Below are 20,649 nucleotides of genomic sequence, written 5' to 3'. Positions count from 1 at the left end.
GCGTCACGCGTCGGTGGCGGCCTGGTCGGGTTCGTCCTCGTCCGGGCGTTCCTGGTCGTCCCTGATGCCGATACCGGTGGCGTCGCCCGCCTGATCCTGGGAGCTGCCGTCGGTCTCCCGGCCGGTCGTGGTGGAGTCGTCGGTGAAGACCGGGCGGTGCTTCTCCTCATCACCCTCGCCGGCGTACTCCTCGCTCACCGCGTCCCACTTGTCGAGCTTGTCCTGGTCGACGTCGATCTTCAGCTCGTCGGGGATCGGGTGCTGCGGGGTGTCATCGCTCATACCGTCGACTCTAGCCAGCGCGAGATGTGGACGTCCGGACTCGATGGACCCGGGGTCCGGATGCTCGGGCACCACGAGATCCGGCGGTTCTCCGGTGCCGGCGGCGAGCGCCCACAACCGGCGGACGTCCATGATCTCGGCGGCTGTTGGATTCGGCCGGAATCGCACCCAGTCCGGGTAGAGGGCCTCACCGGATGCCCCGCGGTACGGGGTGACGTCGTCCTCGGTGCCGGGATCCAGTGGGACGCCGGGCACCGGCCCGAGGGTGACGCCGGACCGGTCCAGGAAGCGGAACTGACCTGGGTGGCCAAGCACGGGTTCGATGTGGAAATCGCCGCTGTGGTGCCGGTCGTGGTGGTAGGGACACCGGCTGATCAGACCGTTCATGTCGGTGTCGCCGCCGTCGGCCCAGTGCGTCACGTGGTGGCACTCGACGTGGTGGGTGGCGAAGCATCCGGGGTGCCGGCATCCTCCGTCCCTGTCCTCCACGAGACGGCGCGTTCGCCGCGGAACGATGCGCTGGGTGCGGCCGACGTTGACCGGTGACCCCTGCGTCTCCCAGACCGGCTGGACGAGTCCGTCGCAGGACCATTTGCGCAGCAGGTGCTGTGGGAGCGAACTGCCCTTCGTCACCCACCCGCGGCCCGCGGTGTCCAGGTGCAGGTAAGTCCGGAACTTCCCGGAGCGACCGCCCGATAGCTCTGCTCCGCGTTCGAGGAACCGGGTCGCGACCTCGGTCAGGGCGTCGGCCATCGTGATGTGCGGCTGACCGGCAAGGAACAGCGCGTCCTTGGCCTCGACGATCGACTGCTGAACCAGGGCACCGATGTCGGCCGGCGCGTCGTATGTCAGGTGGAAGCGGCCGTCCCGGGTCTGCATCGACAGCTGTGGTCGCGCCACCGATGGGTCGAACGGGTCGTGACGCTTGGGCGGGGAGTCCGGCTCGGGCGCCGCGGGCGCGAATTCGTACCGCGCGAGTGCACGGCGCAGTTGGGTCACCGTGGCATGCCGCGCCAGTTCTACAACGCTGTCGTCGAAGCCGTCGGGGGTGTACTTCGCGATCACCGCCGCCTGTCCGATCGACAGCTCGCCATCGTCGAGGCCGCGCGCCAGCCCCGGCAAGGACCGGGTGCGGCGCGCGATGCCGGTGACGCGTGCGGCGTCGCCGTGCGTCAGGCCCGCGTAACAGGTCAACCAGTGCTCGGGAGAGCTGATGCCGCTGAGCGCCCACGAGTCGTCGTCGATGACCTGCGCGACCAGCGACACCAGATCTGCGTGAGCGGAGTTCAATCGGCCCACCACGCGCGACAGGGTGGTGCGCGGGTCGGGCGGCGTCAGCACCGCGGCGTTCGAACTCATGTCCACATACAATCACCGACCACCGATAGCGGCCCTGCGTGCGATCACATGCACCCGAAATGGCGCGCGTTCAGGGCCGAGCGGGCCATAACAACGGAGGCGGGGACGGTGACACTCGCGTTCGGGGCCGAGCGGGCTAGAACGCGCGCTGCCGCGATCGTGCCGCTCCGGTCGTGGGCGATGGTCGTTCACCGGTAGAATCGGCAGTGCCGGCGTGGGTGATAACCCGTGCCACGCAGCCCAGCAGGGCGCGCCGGGTCCATTCGTAGACCACATTCGATCAGCCATGGCTGCTGCCGTGGCGGAAGGAGAGCGATCTCCATGTCGTTCGACTACAAGGTCAAAGACCTGGGCCTCGCCGAAGCAGGCCGACACCAACTGCGCCTCGCCGAGCACGAGATGCCCGGCCTGATGTCCCTGCGCGAGGAATTCGGTATGAGCAAGCCGCTGAAGGGCGCGCGCATCGCCGGCTCCCTGCACATGACGGTGCAGACCGCCGTCCTCATCGAGACGCTGACCGCGCTCGGCGCCGAGGTCCGCTGGGCCTCCTGCAACATCTACTCCACCCAGGACGAGGCCGCCGCCGCGTCGGTCCTCGGACCGAACGGCACCGCCGAGGACCCCCAGGGTGTCCCGGTCTTCGCCTGGAAGGGTGAGACGCTCGAGGAGTACTGGGCCTGCACCGACAAGATCCTCACCTGGCCCGGCGGCGAGGGTCCCAACATGATCCTGGACGACGGTGGCGACGCCACGATGCTGGTGCACAAGGGCCGCGAGTGGGAGCTCGCCGGAGCCGTGCCCGCCACGACCGAGGCGGACTCCGAGGAGTTCGCGGTCTTCAAGGACCTGGTCCGTTCCACCATCGCGACCGACCCCCACAAGTGGACCAAGATCTCCGAGGGCGTCCGCGGCGTCACCGAGGAGACCACCACCGGTGTGCACCGCCTGTACGAGCTGGCGCGCGCGGGTGAGCTGCTCTTCCCGGCCATCAACGTCAACGACTCGGTCACCAAGTCCAAGTTCGACAACAAGTACGGCTGCCGGCACAGCCTGATCGACGGGCTGAACCGCGCCACCGACGTCCTCATCGGCGGCAAGGTCGCCGTGGTGTGCGGCTACGGCGACGTCGGCAAGGGCTGCGCGCAGTCCCTCGCCGGTCAGGGCGCTCGCGTCATCGTCACCGAGGTCGACCCGATCTGCGCGCTGCAGGCCGCGATGGAGGGCTTCCAGGTCGCCCGTCTCGACGACGTGCTGGACATCGCCGACATCTACGTCACCACGACCGGCTGCTACGACGTCATCACCGCCGAGCAGATGTCGAAGATGAAGAACAAGGCGATCGTGTCCAACATCGGTCACTTCGACAACGAGCTGGACATGGCCGGTCTGGCCAAGGTCCCCGGCATCACCAAGACCGAGATCAAGCCGCAGGTGCACGAGTGGACCTTCCCCTCGGGCAACAGCATCATCGTGCTGTCCGAGGGCCGGCTGATGAACCTGGGCAACGCGACCGGCCACCCGTCGTTCGTGATGTCCAACAGCTTCGCGAACCAGACGATCGCGCAGATCGAGCTGTTCACGAAGCCCGGTGAGTATGAGAAGCAGGTCTACGTGCTTCCCAAGCACCTGGACGAGAAGGTCGCGCGCCTGCACCTGGACGCGCTCGGCGTGCACCTGACCGAGCTGACCAAGGGCCAGGCCGAGTACCTGGGCGTGGACGTCGCCGGGCCGTACAAGCCGGAGCACTACCGCTACTGAGTCGCCCCACGAAGTCCTGCACGTGAAGAGCGACCCGGGAGATCACCGATCTCCCGGGTCGCCGCACGTGGTCCTCGCATCTCAGGTGGTGGACTCGACCGGCCTCGTCGGGACTCGTCTCGCAATGTGGGAAACTGACCGCTACGTCGTCATACCAGAGGGAGATCTGCTCGATGCCCATGCGGGGACAGGTGCTGATCGTCGACGACGACCCTTCACTGGCGGAGATGCTCGGCATCATCCTGCGCGGGGAGGGTCTGCAGACCAGCCATTGCGCTGACGGCGCCAAGGCGATGCAGGCGTTCCGCGACAGTTCGCCCGACGTGGTGCTGCTCGACGTGATGCTGCCCGGGATGAGCGGCGTCGACGTATGCCGGGCGATCCGTGCGGAGTCCGTGGTGCCCATCGTGATGCTGACCGCGCGCACTGACACGATCGACGTGGTGGCCGGGCTGGAGTCCGGGGCCGACGACTACATCACCAAGCCGTTCAAGCCGCAGGAGCTCATCGCCCGCGTGCGGGCGCGGTTGCGCCGCAACGACGAGCCCGAGACCGAGCACCTGACCCTGGCCGACCTGGACATCGATGTGTCCGGCCACAAGGTCACCCGCGGTGGCGAGGCCATCTCGCTCACGCCGCTGGAGTTCGACCTGCTGGTCGCGCTGGCCCGCAAGCCGTGGCAGGTCTTCACCCGCGAGGTGCTCCTGGACCAGGTCTGGGGTTACCGCCACGCGGGCGACACCCGGCTAGTCAACGTGCACGTGCAGCGTCTGCGGTCGAAGGTCGAGAAGGACCCGGAGAACCCCACGATCGTGCTCACGGTCCGCGGGGTGGGCTACAAGGCGGGTCCGGCATGACCGGCGACGACGCCCGGGCGGCCGGCGCCCCATGAGCGAGCTGGTGCTGGTGACCGGTGCGCGGCGCTCTCGGGCGGGTCGTGCCTGGAGGTTCGTACGCCGCACCTGGCGCCGCTCCATCCACGCCAGGGTCATCACCATCACGGTCACCGCCGGTGTGCTCCTCACTTTCGTGCTGGGCAGTTACATGTACCAGCGGATCGCCGACGGCCTAATGGACAACAAGGTCCACTCCGCCGAGCAGGACGCACTGTCCAAGCGCGCCGTCGCGCAGGGCTACTTCAGCGCCAACGACAAGCCCGACCGCGCCTCGCTGGAATCGCTCGTACGGCAGACCGTCCAGTCAGTGGCGTCTCCTGGCGACGACCTGTCCCGACGGGTCATCTTCGAGCAGGGTCTGGCCCCGGTCACCCAACGCCTGAGCAAGCAGAGCACCGGACCCAAGAACACCGTCGTCCCGAAGGCGATGCAGGAGGCCGTCGCCAAGGACCCGACGCACCAGCAGACTCAGATCGTGACCGTGCCGCGCTACGTGCCGCGCTACATCAACGGTGTCGAGAACGGGAGTGGAATCGGCACAGGCCACATCTCCGCCGTGATGGTGGGGTCACAGGTGGTCGTGCCCGGCGCCGGGGTCTACGACCTCTATCTGGTCTACCCGATGGACACCGAGGAGGAGACCCTCGGCATCGTCAAGAGCGCGTTCGCCGTCGGCGGCATCCTCCTGATCCTGATGCTCGCGTCGCTCGCCTACCTGGTCACCCGCCTCGTGGTTGCGCCCGTGCGCTCCGCCGCGCACGTCGCCGAACGACTGAGCGACGGTGCGCTCAACGAACGGATGCCGGTGCGCGGCGAGGACGACCTCGCACGGCTGGCGACGTCCTTCAACGCCATGGCGGACAGCCTGCAGCGGCAGATCCGACAACTCGAGGACCTGTCCACCCTTCAGAAGCGATTCACCTCCGACGTGTCGCACGAGTTGCGGACGCCGCTCACCACCATCCGGATGGCTGCGGACATGCTCCACGACCGGCGCGCCGACTTCGCGGAACCGGTGGCGCGGTCGGCGGAACTGCTGAACCGGGAGCTCGACCGCTTCGAGACGCTCCTCACCGACCTCCTCGAGATCAGCCGCTTCGACGCCGGCGCGAGCTCGCTGCAGGACGAACCGGTCGACATCCGCGACATCGTGCGCCGGGTCTGCGACGGGTATGAGTCCCTCGCCACCCGCAACCACACCCGCCTGCGGGTGCACGGACGGCGGCCCGCGGTCGCGCCCATGGACCGGCGCCGGGTCGAGCGCATCGTGCGCAACCTCGTGAGCAACGCGATCGAGCATAGCGAGGGCCGGCCCATCGACATCACGGTCGGCAGCAACTCCACCGCGGTCGCAGTGTCCGTGCGTGACTACGGCGTCGGGCTGGCACCGGGCGACTCGGCCCGCGTCTTCAACCGGTTCTGGCGCGCCGACCCCGCCCGTGCCCGAACGACGGGCGGCAGCGGACTCGGGCTCTCGATCTCCTTGGACGACGCACGCCTGCACGACGGCTGGCTGCAGGCCTGGGGCGAGCCCGGCCAGGGCGCTTGCTTCCGGCTGACACTGCCCGCGAAGACCGGTGTCCCCATTGCCCGTTCGCCTCTCAACCTGGCCCCGGACGACTCCGCCGTCGGCCGCATCATGCCGCAGGCGGACAGCCTCACCATCGGGACCCGGACGGCACCAGGGTCCACGACGCACGCGGCGGCCGAGATCACCCGAATGGAGAGGGACCGGTCGTGACCCCGGGTCGCACCCGGGCACGCTGGACCCTGGCGCTGCTGCTCCCGCTCACCCTGACAGGCTGCGCGGGCCTCGCGGCCACCGGCACCGTCCACGCAGAGCAGCCGATCAGCAACGCCGCCGTGCCCCACGTGGACGTGCAGCCGATCGGTCCGTACGACGGCGAGTCGGCCGAGGACGTCGTCACGGGATTCCTCGTAGCGGGGGCCAGCCTCGACGACGACTACGGCGTAGCGCGGCAGTTCCTCACCTCGACGGCGTCGGCGAAGTGGCAGTCGGCCGAGGGCGCGGTCATCACCACCAGCGACTCCGACTTCAAGGTCACGCAGCAGGGATCCGGCCGGGTCCGGGTGTCGGCAGTGGAGCAGGCCGTCCTCGACACGACCGGCCATATCACCGCTCGCGAGCCGAACAGCAGGATCGGTGCGTCGTTCGGAGTGACCAGGGTGGGGGGTCAGTGGCGGATCAGCAGCCTGCCGGCCGGTTTCCGTCCCTGGATCAGCAACGTGAACTTCTCCCAGGTCTACACCCCGCAGCGCATCTACTACCCCAGCGCGACGTCCAGGGTGCTCGTCCCGGACGTGCAGTGGTATCCCGCCGCGGGCCTGGCGACCGCCGTCGCCCGCGCCGTACTCGCAGCACCGCCGGCCTGGTTGCAGGGTGCGCTGCGCACCCCGAACCAGTCGCACATCGGCCTCGCGATCAACGCCGTACCGGTGGATCCGAACACCGGGGTCGCCTCGATCGACCTGACAGCCTCGGCCCAGAGGGCGGACGGCACGGTTCGTACGGCGCTATGGGCCGCCATGACCGCGTCGCTCACCGGTGTGAACTCGACCGTCATGGTCGTTCCGTCGGTGACCCGCGTCGAACTCACGGCCGGCGGCAACCGGGTGGCCGCCCCGCACCTGCTCGCCCAGCCGGCGACCGCGGCGGACCTGGGCTATGCAGTGGCCGGTCCCCCCAGCGCGGCGCTGATCACGCGCAACGGATCGGTCCTGTCCTGGCAGGGCTCGGGGCCCGCGGGTCCGCTGCGGGGTTCCGGGGAGTCAGGGGAGAACACCGTGCGACTGCCGGCGATCTCCTCGAAGTACTACGACCTGGGCGCCGACACCTCTGGCGATGCGATCGCGGCATTGTCGATCGACCGCGCTTCCTTGGGTGTGTGGGTGAAACGCAGCTTCCACGTGGTGCCGACGTTCGCCGGCAACCTGACCCGGCCGACCTTCACCGGCAGCACGGCCCTCGTCGCGGGCATCTCAGGCACCCCGCGGCGCGGCGCAGCGCCGTCCGGCGGGGGTGTGTGGGCCGTCGACACCGCTGCAGGGTCCCGGATGACCGCTCGTCAACTATCGGTGCCGTGGCTCGGGCGGTCGGTCGTGCTGGCGCTGAAGGTGTCCGCGGAAGGCGCGCGAGTGGCCATGGTCGTACGAGACGGGCAGGGCCGCACCTCCGTCCAGGTGGCGGGGCTGCTGCGGGACTCCCGAGGTATTCCCACCGGCATCGGCACGCCCGAGACGATGCCGGTGGCTCTCGCGTCCTATGCGGACGTCGCATGGCTCGACGACGTGACCCTGGGCGTCCTCGGTGCCACCACACCGGAGAAGGGTCACACCCAGGGGGCGGACGAGATCGCGCTGGTGCCGCTGAGCGGGCAGCCGGATATGTTCGCCGCCCCGCTTGGCGTGCAGAGCGTCGTGTCGGGCGGTAGTGGCACCGACGACATCTACGTGCTGGATCACCGCGGCAGTGTCTGGACCCGTCAAGGGGCCGGTTGGGCGCGCATCCCCGGCGCTGACGACCTCGCCGCACCCGGCACCTGAGCACCCGTGGCGTAGCCGGTCCACATCCCCTGAATCCCGGCTGCCCCGTCCACACCCGTGTCGGCCGGGACCGGACAGCGAGATCGAGCGCTGATCTCCTGGTGTGATGCGCTGGGTGGAGGAACTGCTGGATCTGGTCGCACCCCGCCGGTGCGCCGGATGCGACGCGGCCGGCGCACGCGTCTGCGGCAGGTGTGCGGGAGATTTGTCCGCGGCACTGGAGCCGGTGAGCATCCGGGTGCGGCCGAGCCCGGAGCCGGAGGGCTTCCCGCCGACATGGGCGCAGGGCATCTACGCCGGAGTGCTCGCACAGGTGCTGCGCTGCTACAAGGACGACGACCGCCCGGATCTCGTGCAGTGCTGCGCGCCGTTCGTACGCGGTGCGCTCTACGGGTGCCTGCAGGAGGACTCCGCGGTGAGGGACGCGATGCTCGCGGGCACTCTGGCGGTCACTATTGTCCCGTCGTCCGCGCGAGCCTTGCGAACCCGAGGGCGAGATCCCTTGTGGGACCTGGTCACCCGGGCGCTCGCGCGACACGACGGCGTGCTCCCGCGGCCGGTGAGGCTGCTGAGGGTCACGCGCCGGACCCGGGATCAGGCCGGCCTCGATGCGACTGCACGGGCCGACAACCTGAGCGGAGCGATGCGGGTCCGCGATGACGTCGGTCCGCTCGTCGACGGACGCGTGGTCGTCGTGTTCGACGACATCGTCACGACCGGGTCCACCCTGGTCGAGGCGGCCAGGGCTCTGAGGTCCGCGGGGGCGTCCCACGTCGTTGCTTGCACCATTGCCGCCACCCCCCGGGCCGGTTACCGTCAGGGGATGGAGCGCACTGTCGGCACGCTACGTGCCGCCGCTCTGCCCCGCCCCTCCTCGCGTGGGGGTGATCCGTCGGCCTGACCGGTCCGGCCCGCCACCAGGATCTGCCCCGCATCGCGATCAGGAGGTCGTTCATGGAGATCAGTGTGACCGGACGTCACGTGGCTGTGCCCGAGCGTTTTCAGCGCCACATCGAGGACAAGCTGGCCAAGGTGCCGCAGCTTGACCCGGCCGTGGGCCGTTGTGAGGTGGTTGTGACGCACGAGGCCAACCCCCGCCAGGCGAAGGAAGCACAACGCATCGAGATCACCTGTTACGCCAAGCGATCGGTCATCAGGGCGGAGGCGAGCGCCGATGACGAGTACGCCGCCCTGGACCTGGCGGCGACCCGGCTGGGGGAGCGGCTGCGACGCCAGCACGACAAACGACGGGTGCACCGGGGGCGGCGCGTCCCCGTCTCGGTCGCCCGGGCCACGGCGGCCCTCACCGACTGGTCGGACACCTCGGGGCCGGGCGGACCCGCGCAACTGGACGGACATCCCGATCCGCTGCCACCCCACGTCGCCGCCCTCGGCGGGGACGAGGACTGCCCGATCGAACTGCGGGAGAAGGTGCACCGCAGCGTGCCGATGGGCGTGGACCAGGCCCTACGGGAGATGGAACTGGTCGGCCACGACTTCTACCTCTACCAGGACGCCGACACCGGCACACCCAGCGTCGTCTACCGGCGACGCGGCTGGTCCTACGGCGTCATCCAGCTCGAAGTCGCCGCCGAGGATCCGAACTCGTCGAATTCGCCAACCCCGGGGGTCGCGGCCACCGTCTGAGGCACAATCTGGAAGCGTGAGCGACCAGCGAATCACCGTGCAGGTCGCCGCCGCCAGCCCGATCTACCGACGTGGGATCGCGGCCGTGCTCCAGGAACACGGCATGGAGGTGGTGGCCTCGGCCGCCGACGGCGACCAGCTGTCGGCGGCCAGGCCCGCGGACGTCGTTCTCGTGCAACCGGAGTTGCCCGGGCTGGCGGCCGCGCTGCGCGCCCTCGCCACCGACCCGGACCATCCCAAGATCATCCTGCTCGTCGGTCCGGCCGAGCCGTTCGCGGTCGGGGCCGCCCTGCGGCACGGCCCGGCCGGCCTGCTCCTGCAGGACGCGGGAGCCGAGGAGTTCGAGGCTGCGGTGCGGGCGGTGTCCGCCGGCGGGGGATGGATCTCCGCGCCCCTGGTGCCGCTGGTGCTGCCGCTGGCGGTCTCGGGCGCGCTGCGTGCCGCGATCGAGGACTCGGCGGCGGGCACGCTCAGCCGCCGGGAGCGGGAGGTGCTCGTATTGGTCGCGTCCGGCCACTCCAATCGCAAGGTGGCCTCCGAGCTGTTCATCGCGGAGAACACGGTCAAGAACCACGTGCGCAAGATCCTGGAGAAGCTCGATCTGAACAGCCGGGTCGAGGCCACCCTGTGGGCGGTGTCGACGGGCCTGGTCGACTCCAACGAACGCAAGTAGCCGAGCCGTCGGTGCCGACGGGCACAATGCCCCTCATGTCCTCCAGCGCCGCGCCCAGAGTGGTCCGCGCTGGGTCCGCCAGGCGGATCGCGCTGGCCGCGCAGGGTTTCCACGGCCTGCGACCTGCCGGTCCGGTGACCACCCGGTCCCTGCAACGGGTCATCGACCGCGTGGGTGTGGTGCAGATCGACAGTGTCAACGTGCTGGTGCGCAGTCAGTACCTGCCGTTCTTCTCACGACTCGGTGCGTACGACCGCGATCTGCTCGACCGAGCCCGTGACCGCGCGCCGCGCCGGCTCGTGGAGTACTGGGCCCACGAGGCCAGCCTGATCCCTCCGGCCACCTGGCCCCTGCTGGACTTCCGGATGCAGCGGGCCCATGCCGACGCCTGGGGCGGGATGCGTCGGGTCGCCCGCGACCACCCGGATCTGGTGGCGCAGGTGCTCGCCGAGGTGCAGGGGCACGGCCCGCTCACCACCCGCGAGTGCGAGGCACGACTCGCCGCAGACGTGGTGCGCCCGACCGAACACTGGGGATGGAACTGGTCCCTGGTGAAGAACGCGTTGGAGCACCTGTTCTGGGCCGGTGACATCAGCTCGGCGGGGCGCACCGCGCAGTTCGAGCGGCGCTACGACGCCGTACGCCGGGTCCTTCCGCCGACGCAGCGCGCCGCAGCAGATCGGGCCTCCCGGCCCGCTCCGGCCGAGGCGTTCGTGGAACTCATGCGGATCGCGGCGCGAGCCCACGGTATCGCCACCGTGCAGTGCCTGCGCGACTACTTCCGGCTCAGCCCGGAGCAGGCGGCGCCCGCTCTCGAGACGCTGGTGGGCGCCGGAGAGCTGGAGCCGGTGACGATCGAGGGTTGGGATCGCCCTGCCTACCTGCACGTCGACGCCGCGCGTCCCCGCGCCGTGCACGCCGAGGCGCTGCTCAGCCCGTTCGACTCGCTCATCTGGCAGCGGGATCGCACGCACAAGCTGTGGGACTTCCACTACCGGCTGGAGATCTACGTGCCGGCGCCGCAGCGGGTGCACGGCTACTACGTGCTGCCCTTCCTCTTCGGCGACCGGCTGGTGGGGCGGGTCGATCTCAAGGCGGACCGGGCGGCGGGGGCGTTGCTGGTGCAGGGGGTGCACTGGGAGGTGCACGCGGACGTCGCCGCCCGGCGAGCCCTGGGGCGACAGTTGGAGCAGATGGCCGACTGGTTGGATCTGGACAGAGTGACCGGCCCAGGCATGGAGGAGACACGATGAGCGAGCTGACCGTCCGCCGCGACGAGGAGCGCAGCCGCTACGAGGCCTACCTCGGCGACGAACGGATCGGTGTCGCCGACTTCGAGCAGGTCGGGGCAGCCGTTCTGCTGCCGCACGTCGAGATCGACCCGCGCCACGAGGGTCAGGGCCACGCCTCGCAGCTCACCCGCGCGACCCTGGACGACCTGCGCGCTCGCGGGGTCACCCGGATCGTGCCGCAGTGCCCCTTCGTGCGGATGTGGGTGACCAGGCACCCGGAGTATCAGGACCTGGTCGGCTCGTAGTCCGCAGCGAGCAACTCGAAGTAGATGCTGTTGCTGATCGAGCCGTCCGCGCGGGTGTAGTCGGCGTGGGCATGCCCCCACTCGCGAAATCCCCTGTCCCGCAGAAGTTTCTGCGAGTCGACGTTCTCTGCGTCGGTGTCCGCGTCGATACGGATCAGGCCCAGGCCGTCCTGGGTCGGTGGCGCGAAGCCGTGGGCCAACGCGGCGTCGATCGCCTCACCGGCGTACCCCCGGCCCCGTGCGTCCGGATAGAGCCAGTAGCCGATCTCGGCGCGGTCGCGCACCGGTCCGGCGCGGTCGAAGAGGGTGACGGCGCCCAGGGCCTGATCGGTGCGGGCGTCGGCGATGCACCACATCACCTGCCCCTCGTCGGTCTGCCGGGCCCGTCGGTGGTACCACTCGTCCCAGGTGGAGTGCGTCGGCTGGGCGCCGGCGGGCATGTAGCGCAGCGCCGCCCGGTCGAGCTCGACGTCCTCGCCGGGGCGGTCCTGCACGGTCCAGGGCCGCAGCACGAGCCGCGCCGTGTGCAGCGTCGGGACCACGGCGGGCTCGATGTTCTGTGCGAGCCGGTCGTCGCCCTGCAGCAACTCGAAGGTGAGGGCGCCCGACGGTGCGGCGCCGGGGCGCGCGAGCACGGCACGTTCGTTCGCCACCTGGCGGAAACCGGCCCGGCGCAGCGCGCGCGCCGAGGGGCGGTTCTCGATGTCGGTGCCGGCCTGCAATCGATGCAGGCCGAGCCCCGATGCCCCTGAGTCGTCGGTCGACGGCGCGAACGCATGGGCGATGACCAGATCGAGAGCCTCCTGCAGGATGCCGAGACCCCGCGCCGAGGGATACAGCCAGTAGCTGACCCGGCCGCTCCCGAGGGTCATGACGGCTCGCAGGTGCTGCACCGCGATGTGTCCGAGGGGCTCGTCGAGGTCCGGGTCGACGATGCACCAGCAGACGGCGTCGCCCTCGGCCATCCGTTCCCGCCGCTCGAGCAGCCAGGTGGTGTACGACGCGGGGTCGGGCTGGTGGCCCATCATGAAGCGCTCGCTCTGCTCGTCCGGCCCCTGACGCGGCACGTCGTCGGCATGCCATGGGCGCAGGAGGAACCGGCCGCCGTCCAGGACCGGCGGGTCGTACCACGGGTGCCGGGGCCGCCGCGGTTCGCCGGCGCGCAGGTGACCCACCCAGACCCCGTCGACCGAGGCGCCGTCGGACACCGGATGCGGCACGTCCCAGGTGCCGTCCACGGCGAAACCGCATGCCCAGGCCACCCGTCGCGAGGCGAAGTTGCCCCGTGCGGCGCGCCAGGTGAGACTCGACAGCCCGAGCTCGTCGCACGCGTACGACGTGAGCAACTGCAGCGCCCGCCGGCACACCCCCGTCCCGCGCGCGTCCGGGTGCACCATGTAGCCGACCTCGAAGGTGTCGCCGCGCCGGTCGTGCAGCCCGATGTTGCCGACCCACCGGCCGGCGACCTCGATCGCCCACTCGATGCGGGCGCCCTCGAGGCGGCCACGCTCCGTCGCGGCGATGAAGTCCGCGGCGTCGGACTCCTCGTACGGCGCGGGCAATCTCAGCCACGCCCGCGCGCCGGGATCCCGGCACGCCTGCGTCATCCGGGGTATGTCGTCGACGCGCGGGGCGCGCAGGGTGAGGTCGCCCTCGACCAGGAGGGGCACGTCGTGGGGAAGGTGGGGCACGATGCCACTCAACCAGCCGTTGCACATCAGACGCACATCGATTTAGTGGCGCGCAGCACAGGGCCCTAAACTCGACGGCGGTATGCCCACTCACGAGGAGCTTTCGTGCCCAAAGTAGTCGAGAAGGTCCTTCGCGCCGGAGAAGGCCGCCTGCTGAAGAAGCTGCAGGCCATCGCCGACCAGGTCAACGTCCTGGAGGAGGACTTCGAGAAGCTCAGCGACGCCGAACTGCGTGGCGAGACCGACAAGTTCAAGGCGCGGCTCGAGGAGGGCGAGACCCTCGACGACCTGCTGCCCGAGGCGTTCGCCGCGGTCCGCGAGGCCGCCCGCCGCACCATCGGCAAGCGGCACTTCGACGTGCAGATCATGGGTGGCGCCGCGCTGCACATGGGCAACGTGGCCGAGATGCGCACGGGCGAGGGCAAGACGCTCGTCGCGACGCTGCCGTCCTACCTCAACGCACTGTCGGGCAAGGGTGTGCACGTCGTCACCGTCAACGACTACCTCGCGGAGTACCAGTCGGAGCTGATGGGCCGCGTGCACCGCGCGCTCGGTCTGGAGACCGGCGTGATCCTGGCGTCGATGACTCCGGAAGAGCGTCGCGTGGAGTACGCGAAGGACATCACCTACGGCACCAACAACGAGTTCGGCTTCGACTACCTGCGCGACAACATGGCGTGGTCGCAGGAGGAGCTGGTGCAGCGAGGGCACCACTACGCGATCGTCGACGAGGTCGACTCGATCCTGATCGATGAGGCGCGAACGCCGCTGATCATCAGCGGACCCGCCGACGAGGCCACCCGTTGGTACGTCGAGTTCGCCCGGATCGTCGACAAGCTGACCCGGGCGCCCAAGAAGGACCCCAACAACCCCACCGAGGTCCGCAAGGGCGACTACGAGGTCGACGAGAAGAAGAAGACCGTCGGCATCCTGGAGCCCGGGATCGAGAAGGTCGAGGACCTGCTCGGCATCGAGAACCTCTACGAGGCCGAGAACACCCCGCTGATCGGCTACCTCAACAACGCGATCAAGGCCAAGGAGCTGTTCAAGAACGACAAGGACTACGTCGTCATCGACGGCGAGATCCTGATCGTCGACGAGCACACCGGCCGGATGCTCGCCGGACGTCGTTACAACGAGGGCATCCACCAGGCGATCGAGGCCAAGGAGGGGGTGGACATCAAGAACGAGAACCAGACGATGGCCACCGTGACCCTGCAGAACTACTTCCGGATGTACGACAAGATCGCCGGGATGACCGGTACGGCCCAGACCGAGGCCGCCGAGCTGCACCAGATCTACAAGGTCGGCGTGCTCACCATCCCGACCAACAAGCCGATGATCCGCGAGGACAAGTCCGACCTGATCTACCGCTCCGAGAAGGCCAAGTTCGGCGCGGTCGTGGCAGACATCGTGGCGCGCCACAAGGAGGGCCAGCCTGTCCTCGTCGGCACGACCAGCGTGGAGAAGAGCGAGTACCTGTCCGAGCAGCTGCGCCGGCGCAAGGTGCCGCACGAGGTGCTCAACGCCAAGCAGCACGAGCGTGAGGCCGCGATCGTCGCGCAGGCCGGTCGCAAGGGTGCCGTCACCGTGGCCACCAACATGGCCGGCCGAGGCACCGACATCATGCTGGGCGGCAACCCCGAGTTCATCGCGGTCGCAGCGCTGAAGAAGAAGGGCCTGGACCCGGCCGAGACGCCGGAGGAGTACGAGGCCGCGTGGGACGAGGCGCTGACCAAGGCCGAGAAGTCGGTGAAGGCGGCGCACGAGGAGGTCCTCGAACTCGGCGGTCTCTACGTGCTCGGCACCGAGCGCCACGAGTCGCGCCGGATCGACAACCAGCTGCGCGGTCGCGCGGGGCGCCAGGGCGACCCGGGCGAGAGCCGCTTCTACCTCTCGCTGCAGGACGACCTCATGCGGTTGTTCAACAACAAGCTGGTCGAGCGGTTCATGGTCGGCGCCGACGGCGAGGACGAGGTGCCCATCGAGTCCAAGATGGTCAGCCGCTCTATCCAGAGCGCGCAGGGCCAGGTCGAGAGCCAGAACTTCGAACAGCGCAAGAACGTGCTCAAGTACGACGACGTGCTGAACCGTCAGCGCGAGACCATCTACCACGACCGTCGCCGCGTCCTCGAGGGTGAGGACCTGGAGGGGCAGATGCGTCACTTCGTCAACGACGTGGTCGATGCGTACGTCGACGGCGCGACAGCCGAGGGCTTCGCCGACGACTGGGACCTTGACACCCTGTGGGCCGCGCTCAAGGACCTCTACCCGGTGTCGGTCACGTTGGCCGAGGTCGAGGACGAGGTGGGCGGCCGGTCCGGGCTGACCGCCGAGGTGCTGGGCCAGGAGCTGCGCTCGGATGCCCAGCACGCGTACGACGCACGGGAGAAGCAGCTCGGCGAGCGGGTCACCCGTGAGGTCGAGCGCCGCGTCGTGCTCTCCGTCCTGGACCACAAGTGGCGCGAGCACCTCTATGAGATGGACTACCTCAAGGACGGCATCCACCTGCGCCAGTTCGCGCAGCGCGACCCGCTCGTGGAGTACCAGCGCGAGGGGTATGAGATCTTCGCGGCGATGAACGAGGGGATCAAGGAGGAGTCGGTCCAGAGCGTCTTCCATGTCGAGGTCGATCCGCAGGAGCTGGAGGCGTCGCTGCCCAAGCAGTCCGAGGAGCAGATGACGCTGGTCGCGCCGAACGAGTCCGGCCGCGCCGAGGCCCACCTGATCGATGAGTCGGGCCGGATCGCCGACGAGGACTCCCAGCTGCCGCGCGCGCAGCGGCGCGCCAAGAACAAGCAGGAGAAGAAGGCCGCCACGGCGCGGTCGGGGGGCGCAGGGAGCTCGGCCAAGCGCAAGAGCTGAGCCTCAGCCCAGCTCGAACGCGGTGATCAGCCACCGGCCGTCCACCCCGCTGATCCGCACCGCGATCGCCCGTACGCGGCCCTCGTGGTGCACCACCACGCTTGCCTCGACGACGCCGTCGGCGGGCTCGCAGGTGGCGATCTTGCGGATGACGCTGCGGCGCGCCCCGACCGCCCCGCGCCGTCTTGCGACGGCGTGCCGGCGACAGAGCGCGGAGTACAGGTCGGTCGTCATCGACCGGGCGAACTGCTGCGGCGGGCGTGACCCGGTCATGCTCTCCAGCAGCGCCGCGGTCATCGCCCGCACCCAGGCGACCGGTTCGGGCAACTGCGTGCGCAGCGTGGCCTGCGGTCCGAAGTAGGAGTCCTCGTTCGCGCTGCGGAAGTCGACCGCGAGGCAGGACTGCACGTAGCGCCTGCCGCCGCGTCCGATGCCGGCGGCGTCGGCGTAGAGGCGGTCCAGTTCGCCCTCACTGAGCACGCCGGGCTCCACGTCGACCGCGGGCCGGATCCGTAGCGGGCGGACGCCGACGCGCGCGGGAGCCGTTGACGAAGCTGTCGAACTCATCGTGGATCTCCTTGCGGGGCGGGGGTGTTCACGAGCGCGGACGCTTCGGGGCGGTGCAGGGTCTGTCCGACCTGAAGCAGGTCGGGATCGGGGCCGATCAGCTGCCGATTGTGGGTGTACCAGCGCGGCCACTCGGCGGCGATGACCGCCGGGTCGTCGGTGCGCAACTCGCGGCCGACGAGGGACCAGAGACTGTCGCCACGGCGTACGACGACCTCGGTGCCGTCGTGTGCGCTGCCCGCGCAGCCGGTGACCAACGGCGCGCTCTCAGCGCCGCGAGCGCGGGTGGGGGAGGGCGCCGGTGCGGTCCAACCGGGAACCGGTGCGCAATCGTCCACCTCCGCGGGGCTGCGGGGCACGGCAGAGCCGAAGCCGGGCACGGGGGCATGCACGACGGCATCGACGCTGCGCAGGGTGGCCGCCTGCGCGCCGGCGGGTCGAGCCGCCAGTGTCGTGGTCATCGTCGCGGCCAGCAGCACCAGGGCGACGCGGCCGACGAGCCCGCCGGGCAGCTCGCGCGGAGTGCTTCGGATGACACGCACGCCGGCGAGCACGACCAGGATCGCCCAGAGCAGGGCCAGGACCAGCGCGCCGCGGATGACCAGGGGAACGGCGTCGACGGTGCTGATGGTCGCGCGCCGATCCAGGTCGGCATAGACCGCTGCCACCGATCGGACCGACCACCACGCCGCGACCAGCAACATGGTGACCGCGCCCGCGCCGAGCGCACCTGCACGGCCGGGGCGAAGGTTCGAGGCGATGGCGTCGGATGTCGTCATCTTTGGACTGTAGATGCTCTAAGCTACACATGTCCACCCTTTATGACCTACAGTGTCATTTGATGACATCTGCCTCGCTGGTGTCACCGCATCGCTAGCCTGGCCGCATGCGATGGTCGGAGTTGTTCGCCGACCTCGAGGCGCAACTGGACGCGGCCAATCGGGTGGAGTTGGACGCTCAGGTGGCCGATCGCACCCGCCGCGAACGCGCTGCCGTGTCCTGGACGGACCGGGCGGCCTCGGCGCTCGGTGCACCGTTGACCGTGCACACACCCTGCGGCCCGGTCCGTGGCTCGCTGGAGGATCTGGGTGCCGACTGGTTGCTGCTGGACGAGCAGGGGAATGGGCGGCTCGGCAGCGCCGTGCTGCCGTTCTCGGCGGTGCTGTCCGTGACCGGACTGCCGGTGCGCAGTACGGACGGCCGGGGTCTCGGGCGCCGGTTCGGCATCGGGGTCGCGCTGCGCGCCATCGCCCGCGACCGAGGTGCCGTCGCGGTGCACGACATCCACCGCGGGGTGGTCGTCGGCACCGTGGACACCGTCGGGTCAGACCATCTCGACATCGCCGAGCACCCTGCCGACGCGGTGCGCAGGTCGGGCGTGCTCACCGGCCACCGCGCCGTGCCCTTCCGGGCGATCGCGGTGATCAGGCGCGGCTGACCGGGCTCTCAGTCGGCGTCGACGGTGCCGGACTCGACGCGGGTGCGCGTCTGCGCGTACGCGCGCTGGATGTAGTTCTCCAGCTCGGCGACCTCGACCCGCCAGCTCTTGCCCACCTTGATCGCGGGCAACTCACCTGAAGCGACCAATCCGTAGGCCTGGCGGGCGGAGATGTTGAGCGTCTCGGCGACGTCGGCGATCTGCACGAATCGAGCGGGCACCGCCCCATTGTGGCCCACGAGGGTCAGTTGCGCCGTTTCGGTTGTGGACGACCGTGGGTGCCGCGACACTGACGCCGGGAGGTCACCGATGCCACAGCTTCGTCGACGGGGCAGTCACGTCTCGCTGCCCGCGCCCGCCGCAGCGCGGCTGCAGCGGCCGTCGTGGCGGGACGGGCGCCTGATCGCCGGCGTGCTCCTCGTGCTGGTCGCGATGCTCACCGGCGCCGCCGCGCTCTCCCATTTCGACTCCTCGGTCGAGATGCTGCAGGCGTCGCACACGCTCGTGCCGGTCAGACCATCGGAAAGGGCGATGTGAGATCGGTCAAGGTGCGGATGGACGGGCCGCACGCCGGATACCTGAGGGCGGGACGCCGTCTGCCGCACGGCCAGGTGGTGCGCACCGTGCAGAGCGGAGAGCTGGTGCCGGTGTCGGCCGTCGGCGACGGGTCCTCGCTGCACGAGAAGACCATCGCGCTGCCGGCCACCACGGGGCAGTCCGCGATCCTCGTCGCCGGATCGATCGTCGATCTCTACGTGTCGGCCAAACAGACCGCGGCGACCGGCGACACCGACTACCAGGAACCCAAGCTGCTGATCTCCGGTGTGCTGGTGGCCCGGATCTCGACCCCGGCCTCGGGCCTCGGGGCGGGGACCACGGACGACTCGGTGCAGGTGCAGATCCCGGACGCGCAGGTCTCCGCGGTCCTCGCCGCGGTGAACAAGGGCGCGAAGGTCGACCTCGTGCCGGCGGCAGGATCGCCGGTGCGGGGCGGGTCGTGAGCACGACCGTCGTCACGGCGGTCAGCGCGCCGTCGGAGGCCGCCGTGGCCACCGCGCTCGGTACCGAGAGCGAGTTGCGCGTCGTACGCCGATGCCCCGACGTCGCCGACCTGCTCGCGGTCGCGCAGGCCGGCCGGGCGCAGGTCGCCGTGATCTCGCCCGATCTGCCGGGTGTGCGCCGCTCGACCCTGGCTGACCTGCGCGCCAGCGGTGTGCAGCTGGTCGGCGTCTTCGATCCCTATGACGAGGTGCAGGAGCGCACGCTGCGGCAGTGGGCGGTGCCGCGCGTGGTGAGCGTGCACGACCCCCGCGCCCTGGTGGCGCACGTGCTGGCCGCCGCGGCCGGCGCCACGTCCGACCCGCGGGCACCGGCCGGTGACGTCGACGCCGAACTGGCGCTCCTCGTGGGGGATCCGCAGGGCGAGCCGGACGCCGCCGAGGACGACCAGAGCGACGAGGACGACGACGACCAGGATCACGAGGACGAGCCACGCAGCAGCGGGATCATCGCAGTGTGGGGTCCGGTCGGAGCGCCCGGGCGGACGACGGTGGCGGTCAACCTGGCCGCGGAGCTCGTCCTCAGCGGCAGGTCGGCGATGGTGGTCGACGCCGACACCTACGGCGCATGCGTCGGTCAGTTGCTGGCCCTGCTCGACGAGGCGCCCGGGATCGCCGCGGCGATGCGGCTGGCCGAGGCCGGCCGGCTCGACGTGCCCTCCCTGGCAGCCGTGGCACCCGTGGTCGATCCGGGATTCCGCGTGTTGACCGGCATCTCGCGTGCGTCCCGGTGGCCGGAGATCCGAGAGGACGCCCTCACCGAGGTGCTGCACACCGCCCGCGCGATGGTCGACCACGTCATCGTCGACTGCGCCGCGCCGATCGAGGAGGACGAGGAGCTCAGCTACGACACGCTGGCTCCGCGCCGCAACGCCGCCACGCTCGCCACCTTGCGAGCCGCGGACACGGTCGTGGTGGTCGGCACGGCCGATCCCGTCGGGCTGCAGCGCCTCGTCCGGGCACTGGAGGACCTGCGTCCTGTGGTGCGCGTGGATCCCACGGTGGTGGTCACCAGGGTTCGCAGTTCCGCGGTCGGGAGTTCTCCCGAGACCAAGGTCACCGAGGCGCTGCACAGGTTCGCCGGCGTCAGCGATCTGAGTCTGGTGCCCGAGGACCGGGAGGCCATCGACGCCGCACTGCTCGCCGGCCGCACGCTGGCCGCCGGCGCGGCGCATTCGCCCGCGCGCGAGGCGATGCGGGCGCTCGCGGCCCGGCTGTCGGGCGTGGAGCACCTGAGTCGCCGCGGGCGGTTACGCGTACTGCGGCGAGGCTCCGGTCCGGCGTGACGGGCCGACGTCGTCTGGCAGCATGGCG

19 protein-coding genes are annotated in these 20,649 nt (G+C 70.1%); 14 read left to right on the top strand and 5 right to left on the bottom strand.

Annotated features, from left to right (window positions below):
- Window positions 1-3 precede the first annotated feature (3 nt).
- Window positions 4-1,641: an HNH endonuclease signature motif containing protein gene (locus JOB34_RS02460; protein WP_208051240.1), complete on the bottom strand. Its 1,638-nt coding sequence runs from the start codon at window positions 1,639-1,641 to the stop codon at window positions 4-6.
- 321 nt (window positions 1,642-1,962) lie between these two features.
- On the opposite strand from JOB34_RS02460, the gene ahcY reads away from it, so the two are divergent.
- From ahcY to JOB34_RS02415, 9 genes are all read left to right on the top strand, one after another.
- Window positions 1,963-3,399 (top strand): adenosylhomocysteinase, encoded by a 1,437-nt coding sequence (gene ahcY, locus JOB34_RS02455; RefSeq protein WP_208051239.1) that lies wholly within the window; start codon window positions 1,963-1,965, stop codon window positions 3,397-3,399.
- A gap of 179 nt (window positions 3,400-3,578) precedes the next feature.
- Entirely contained in the window at window positions 3,579-4,256 is a 678-nt protein-coding gene (gene mtrA, locus JOB34_RS02450; protein WP_179483592.1) for an MtrAB system response regulator MtrA, read from the top strand.
- A gap of 31 nt (window positions 4,257-4,287) precedes the next feature.
- The gene (gene mtrB / locus JOB34_RS02445) at window positions 4,288-6,036 is read left to right on the top strand and encodes an MtrAB system histidine kinase MtrB (protein ID WP_208051238.1); all 1,749 of its coding nucleotides are present in this window, start codon (window positions 4,288-4,290) and stop codon (window positions 6,034-6,036) included.
- Window positions 6,033-7,859, top strand: a complete 1,827-nt coding sequence (locus JOB34_RS17995; protein WP_208051237.1) for an LpqB family beta-propeller domain-containing protein — start codon at window positions 6,033-6,035, stop codon at window positions 7,857-7,859. Before mtrB ends, JOB34_RS17995 begins: the two co-directional genes overlap by 4 nt.
- A 106-nt stretch (window positions 7,860-7,965) precedes the next feature.
- A complete protein-coding gene (locus JOB34_RS02435) occupies window positions 7,966-8,760 on the top strand; it encodes a phosphoribosyltransferase family protein (RefSeq protein ID WP_208051236.1) in 795 nt (264 codons plus the stop codon).
- A gap of 53 nt (window positions 8,761-8,813) precedes the next feature.
- Window positions 8,814-9,506, top strand: a complete 693-nt coding sequence (gene raiA, locus JOB34_RS02430) for a ribosome-associated translation inhibitor RaiA (protein WP_208051235.1) — start codon at window positions 8,814-8,816, stop codon at window positions 9,504-9,506.
- Window positions 9,507-9,522: 16 nt separating this feature from the next.
- Entirely contained in the window at window positions 9,523-10,179 is a 657-nt protein-coding gene (locus JOB34_RS02425) for a response regulator transcription factor (protein WP_179479577.1), read from the top strand.
- Window positions 10,180-10,214: 35 nt separating this feature from the next.
- A complete protein-coding gene (locus tag JOB34_RS02420) occupies window positions 10,215-11,432 on the top strand; it encodes a crosslink repair DNA glycosylase YcaQ family protein (RefSeq protein ID WP_208051234.1) in 1,218 nt (405 codons plus the stop codon).
- Window positions 11,429-11,716 carry a GNAT family N-acetyltransferase gene (locus tag JOB34_RS02415; protein ID WP_208051233.1) on the top strand — a complete coding sequence of 96 codons (288 nt, stop codon included), beginning with the start codon at window positions 11,429-11,431 and terminating at the stop codon, window positions 11,714-11,716. The genes JOB34_RS02420 and JOB34_RS02415 overlap by 4 nt, the downstream gene beginning before the upstream one ends.
- Here the strand turns inward: JOB34_RS02415 and JOB34_RS02410 are convergent.
- Complete coding sequence (locus tag JOB34_RS02410; RefSeq protein WP_208051232.1) at window positions 11,695-13,407, bottom strand: GNAT family N-acetyltransferase; 1,713 nt, start codon at window positions 13,405-13,407, stop codon at window positions 11,695-11,697. The two genes, JOB34_RS02415 and JOB34_RS02410, sit on opposite strands and share 22 nt — an antisense overlap.
- 105 nt (window positions 13,408-13,512) lie before the next feature.
- Between JOB34_RS02410 and secA the strand changes: the two genes are divergently transcribed.
- Complete coding sequence (gene secA / locus JOB34_RS02405; RefSeq protein WP_208051231.1) at window positions 13,513-16,272, top strand: preprotein translocase subunit SecA; 2,760 nt, start codon at window positions 13,513-13,515, stop codon at window positions 16,270-16,272.
- A gap of 3 nt (window positions 16,273-16,275) precedes the next feature.
- On the opposite strand, the gene JOB34_RS02400 is transcribed toward secA, so the two are convergent.
- Window positions 16,276-16,839 (bottom strand): Rv3235 family protein, encoded by a 564-nt coding sequence (locus JOB34_RS02400; RefSeq protein WP_208051230.1) that lies wholly within the window; start codon window positions 16,837-16,839, stop codon window positions 16,276-16,278.
- The gene (locus tag JOB34_RS02395) at window positions 16,836-17,618 is read right to left on the bottom strand and encodes a hypothetical protein (protein WP_208051229.1); all 783 of its coding nucleotides are present in this window, start codon (window positions 17,616-17,618) and stop codon (window positions 16,836-16,838) included. Before JOB34_RS02395 ends, JOB34_RS02400 begins: the two co-directional genes overlap by 4 nt.
- Before the next feature lie 107 nt (window positions 17,619-17,725).
- On the opposite strand from JOB34_RS02395, the gene JOB34_RS02390 reads away from it, so the two are divergent.
- On the top strand, window positions 17,726-18,277 hold the full coding sequence (locus JOB34_RS02390; RefSeq protein ID WP_208051228.1) for a hypothetical protein: 552 nt from the start codon (window positions 17,726-17,728) through the stop codon (window positions 18,275-18,277).
- 8 nt (window positions 18,278-18,285) lie between these two features.
- Here JOB34_RS02390 and JOB34_RS02385 read toward each other — a convergent pair whose 3' ends face one another.
- Window positions 18,286-18,498, bottom strand: a complete 213-nt coding sequence (locus tag JOB34_RS02385) for a helix-turn-helix domain-containing protein (RefSeq protein WP_179479591.1) — start codon at window positions 18,496-18,498, stop codon at window positions 18,286-18,288.
- A gap of 88 nt (window positions 18,499-18,586) precedes the next feature.
- Between JOB34_RS02385 and JOB34_RS02380 the strand changes: the two genes are divergently transcribed.
- From JOB34_RS02380 to JOB34_RS02370, 3 genes are read left to right on the top strand one after another with little or no spacing between them, the layout of a single operon-like run.
- Window positions 18,587-18,814, top strand: a complete 228-nt coding sequence (locus JOB34_RS02380; RefSeq protein ID WP_208051227.1) for a hypothetical protein — start codon at window positions 18,587-18,589, stop codon at window positions 18,812-18,814.
- Window positions 18,811-19,278 carry a hypothetical protein gene (locus tag JOB34_RS02375; protein WP_208051226.1) on the top strand — a complete coding sequence of 156 codons (468 nt, stop codon included), beginning with the start codon at window positions 18,811-18,813 and terminating at the stop codon, window positions 19,276-19,278. Before JOB34_RS02380 ends, JOB34_RS02375 begins: the two co-directional genes overlap by 4 nt.
- A complete protein-coding gene (locus JOB34_RS02370) occupies window positions 19,275-20,621 on the top strand; it encodes a hypothetical protein (protein WP_208051225.1) in 1,347 nt (448 codons plus the stop codon). Before JOB34_RS02375 ends, JOB34_RS02370 begins: the two co-directional genes overlap by 4 nt.
- Window positions 20,622-20,649 lie beyond the last annotated feature (28 nt).

This window comes from Allobranchiibius sp. GilTou38 (assembly GCF_017565325.1).
GTDB lineage: Bacteria > Actinomycetota > Actinomycetes > Actinomycetales > Dermatophilaceae > Allobranchiibius > Allobranchiibius huperziae.
This window is presented reverse-complemented; position numbering and strand designations above follow the sequence as displayed.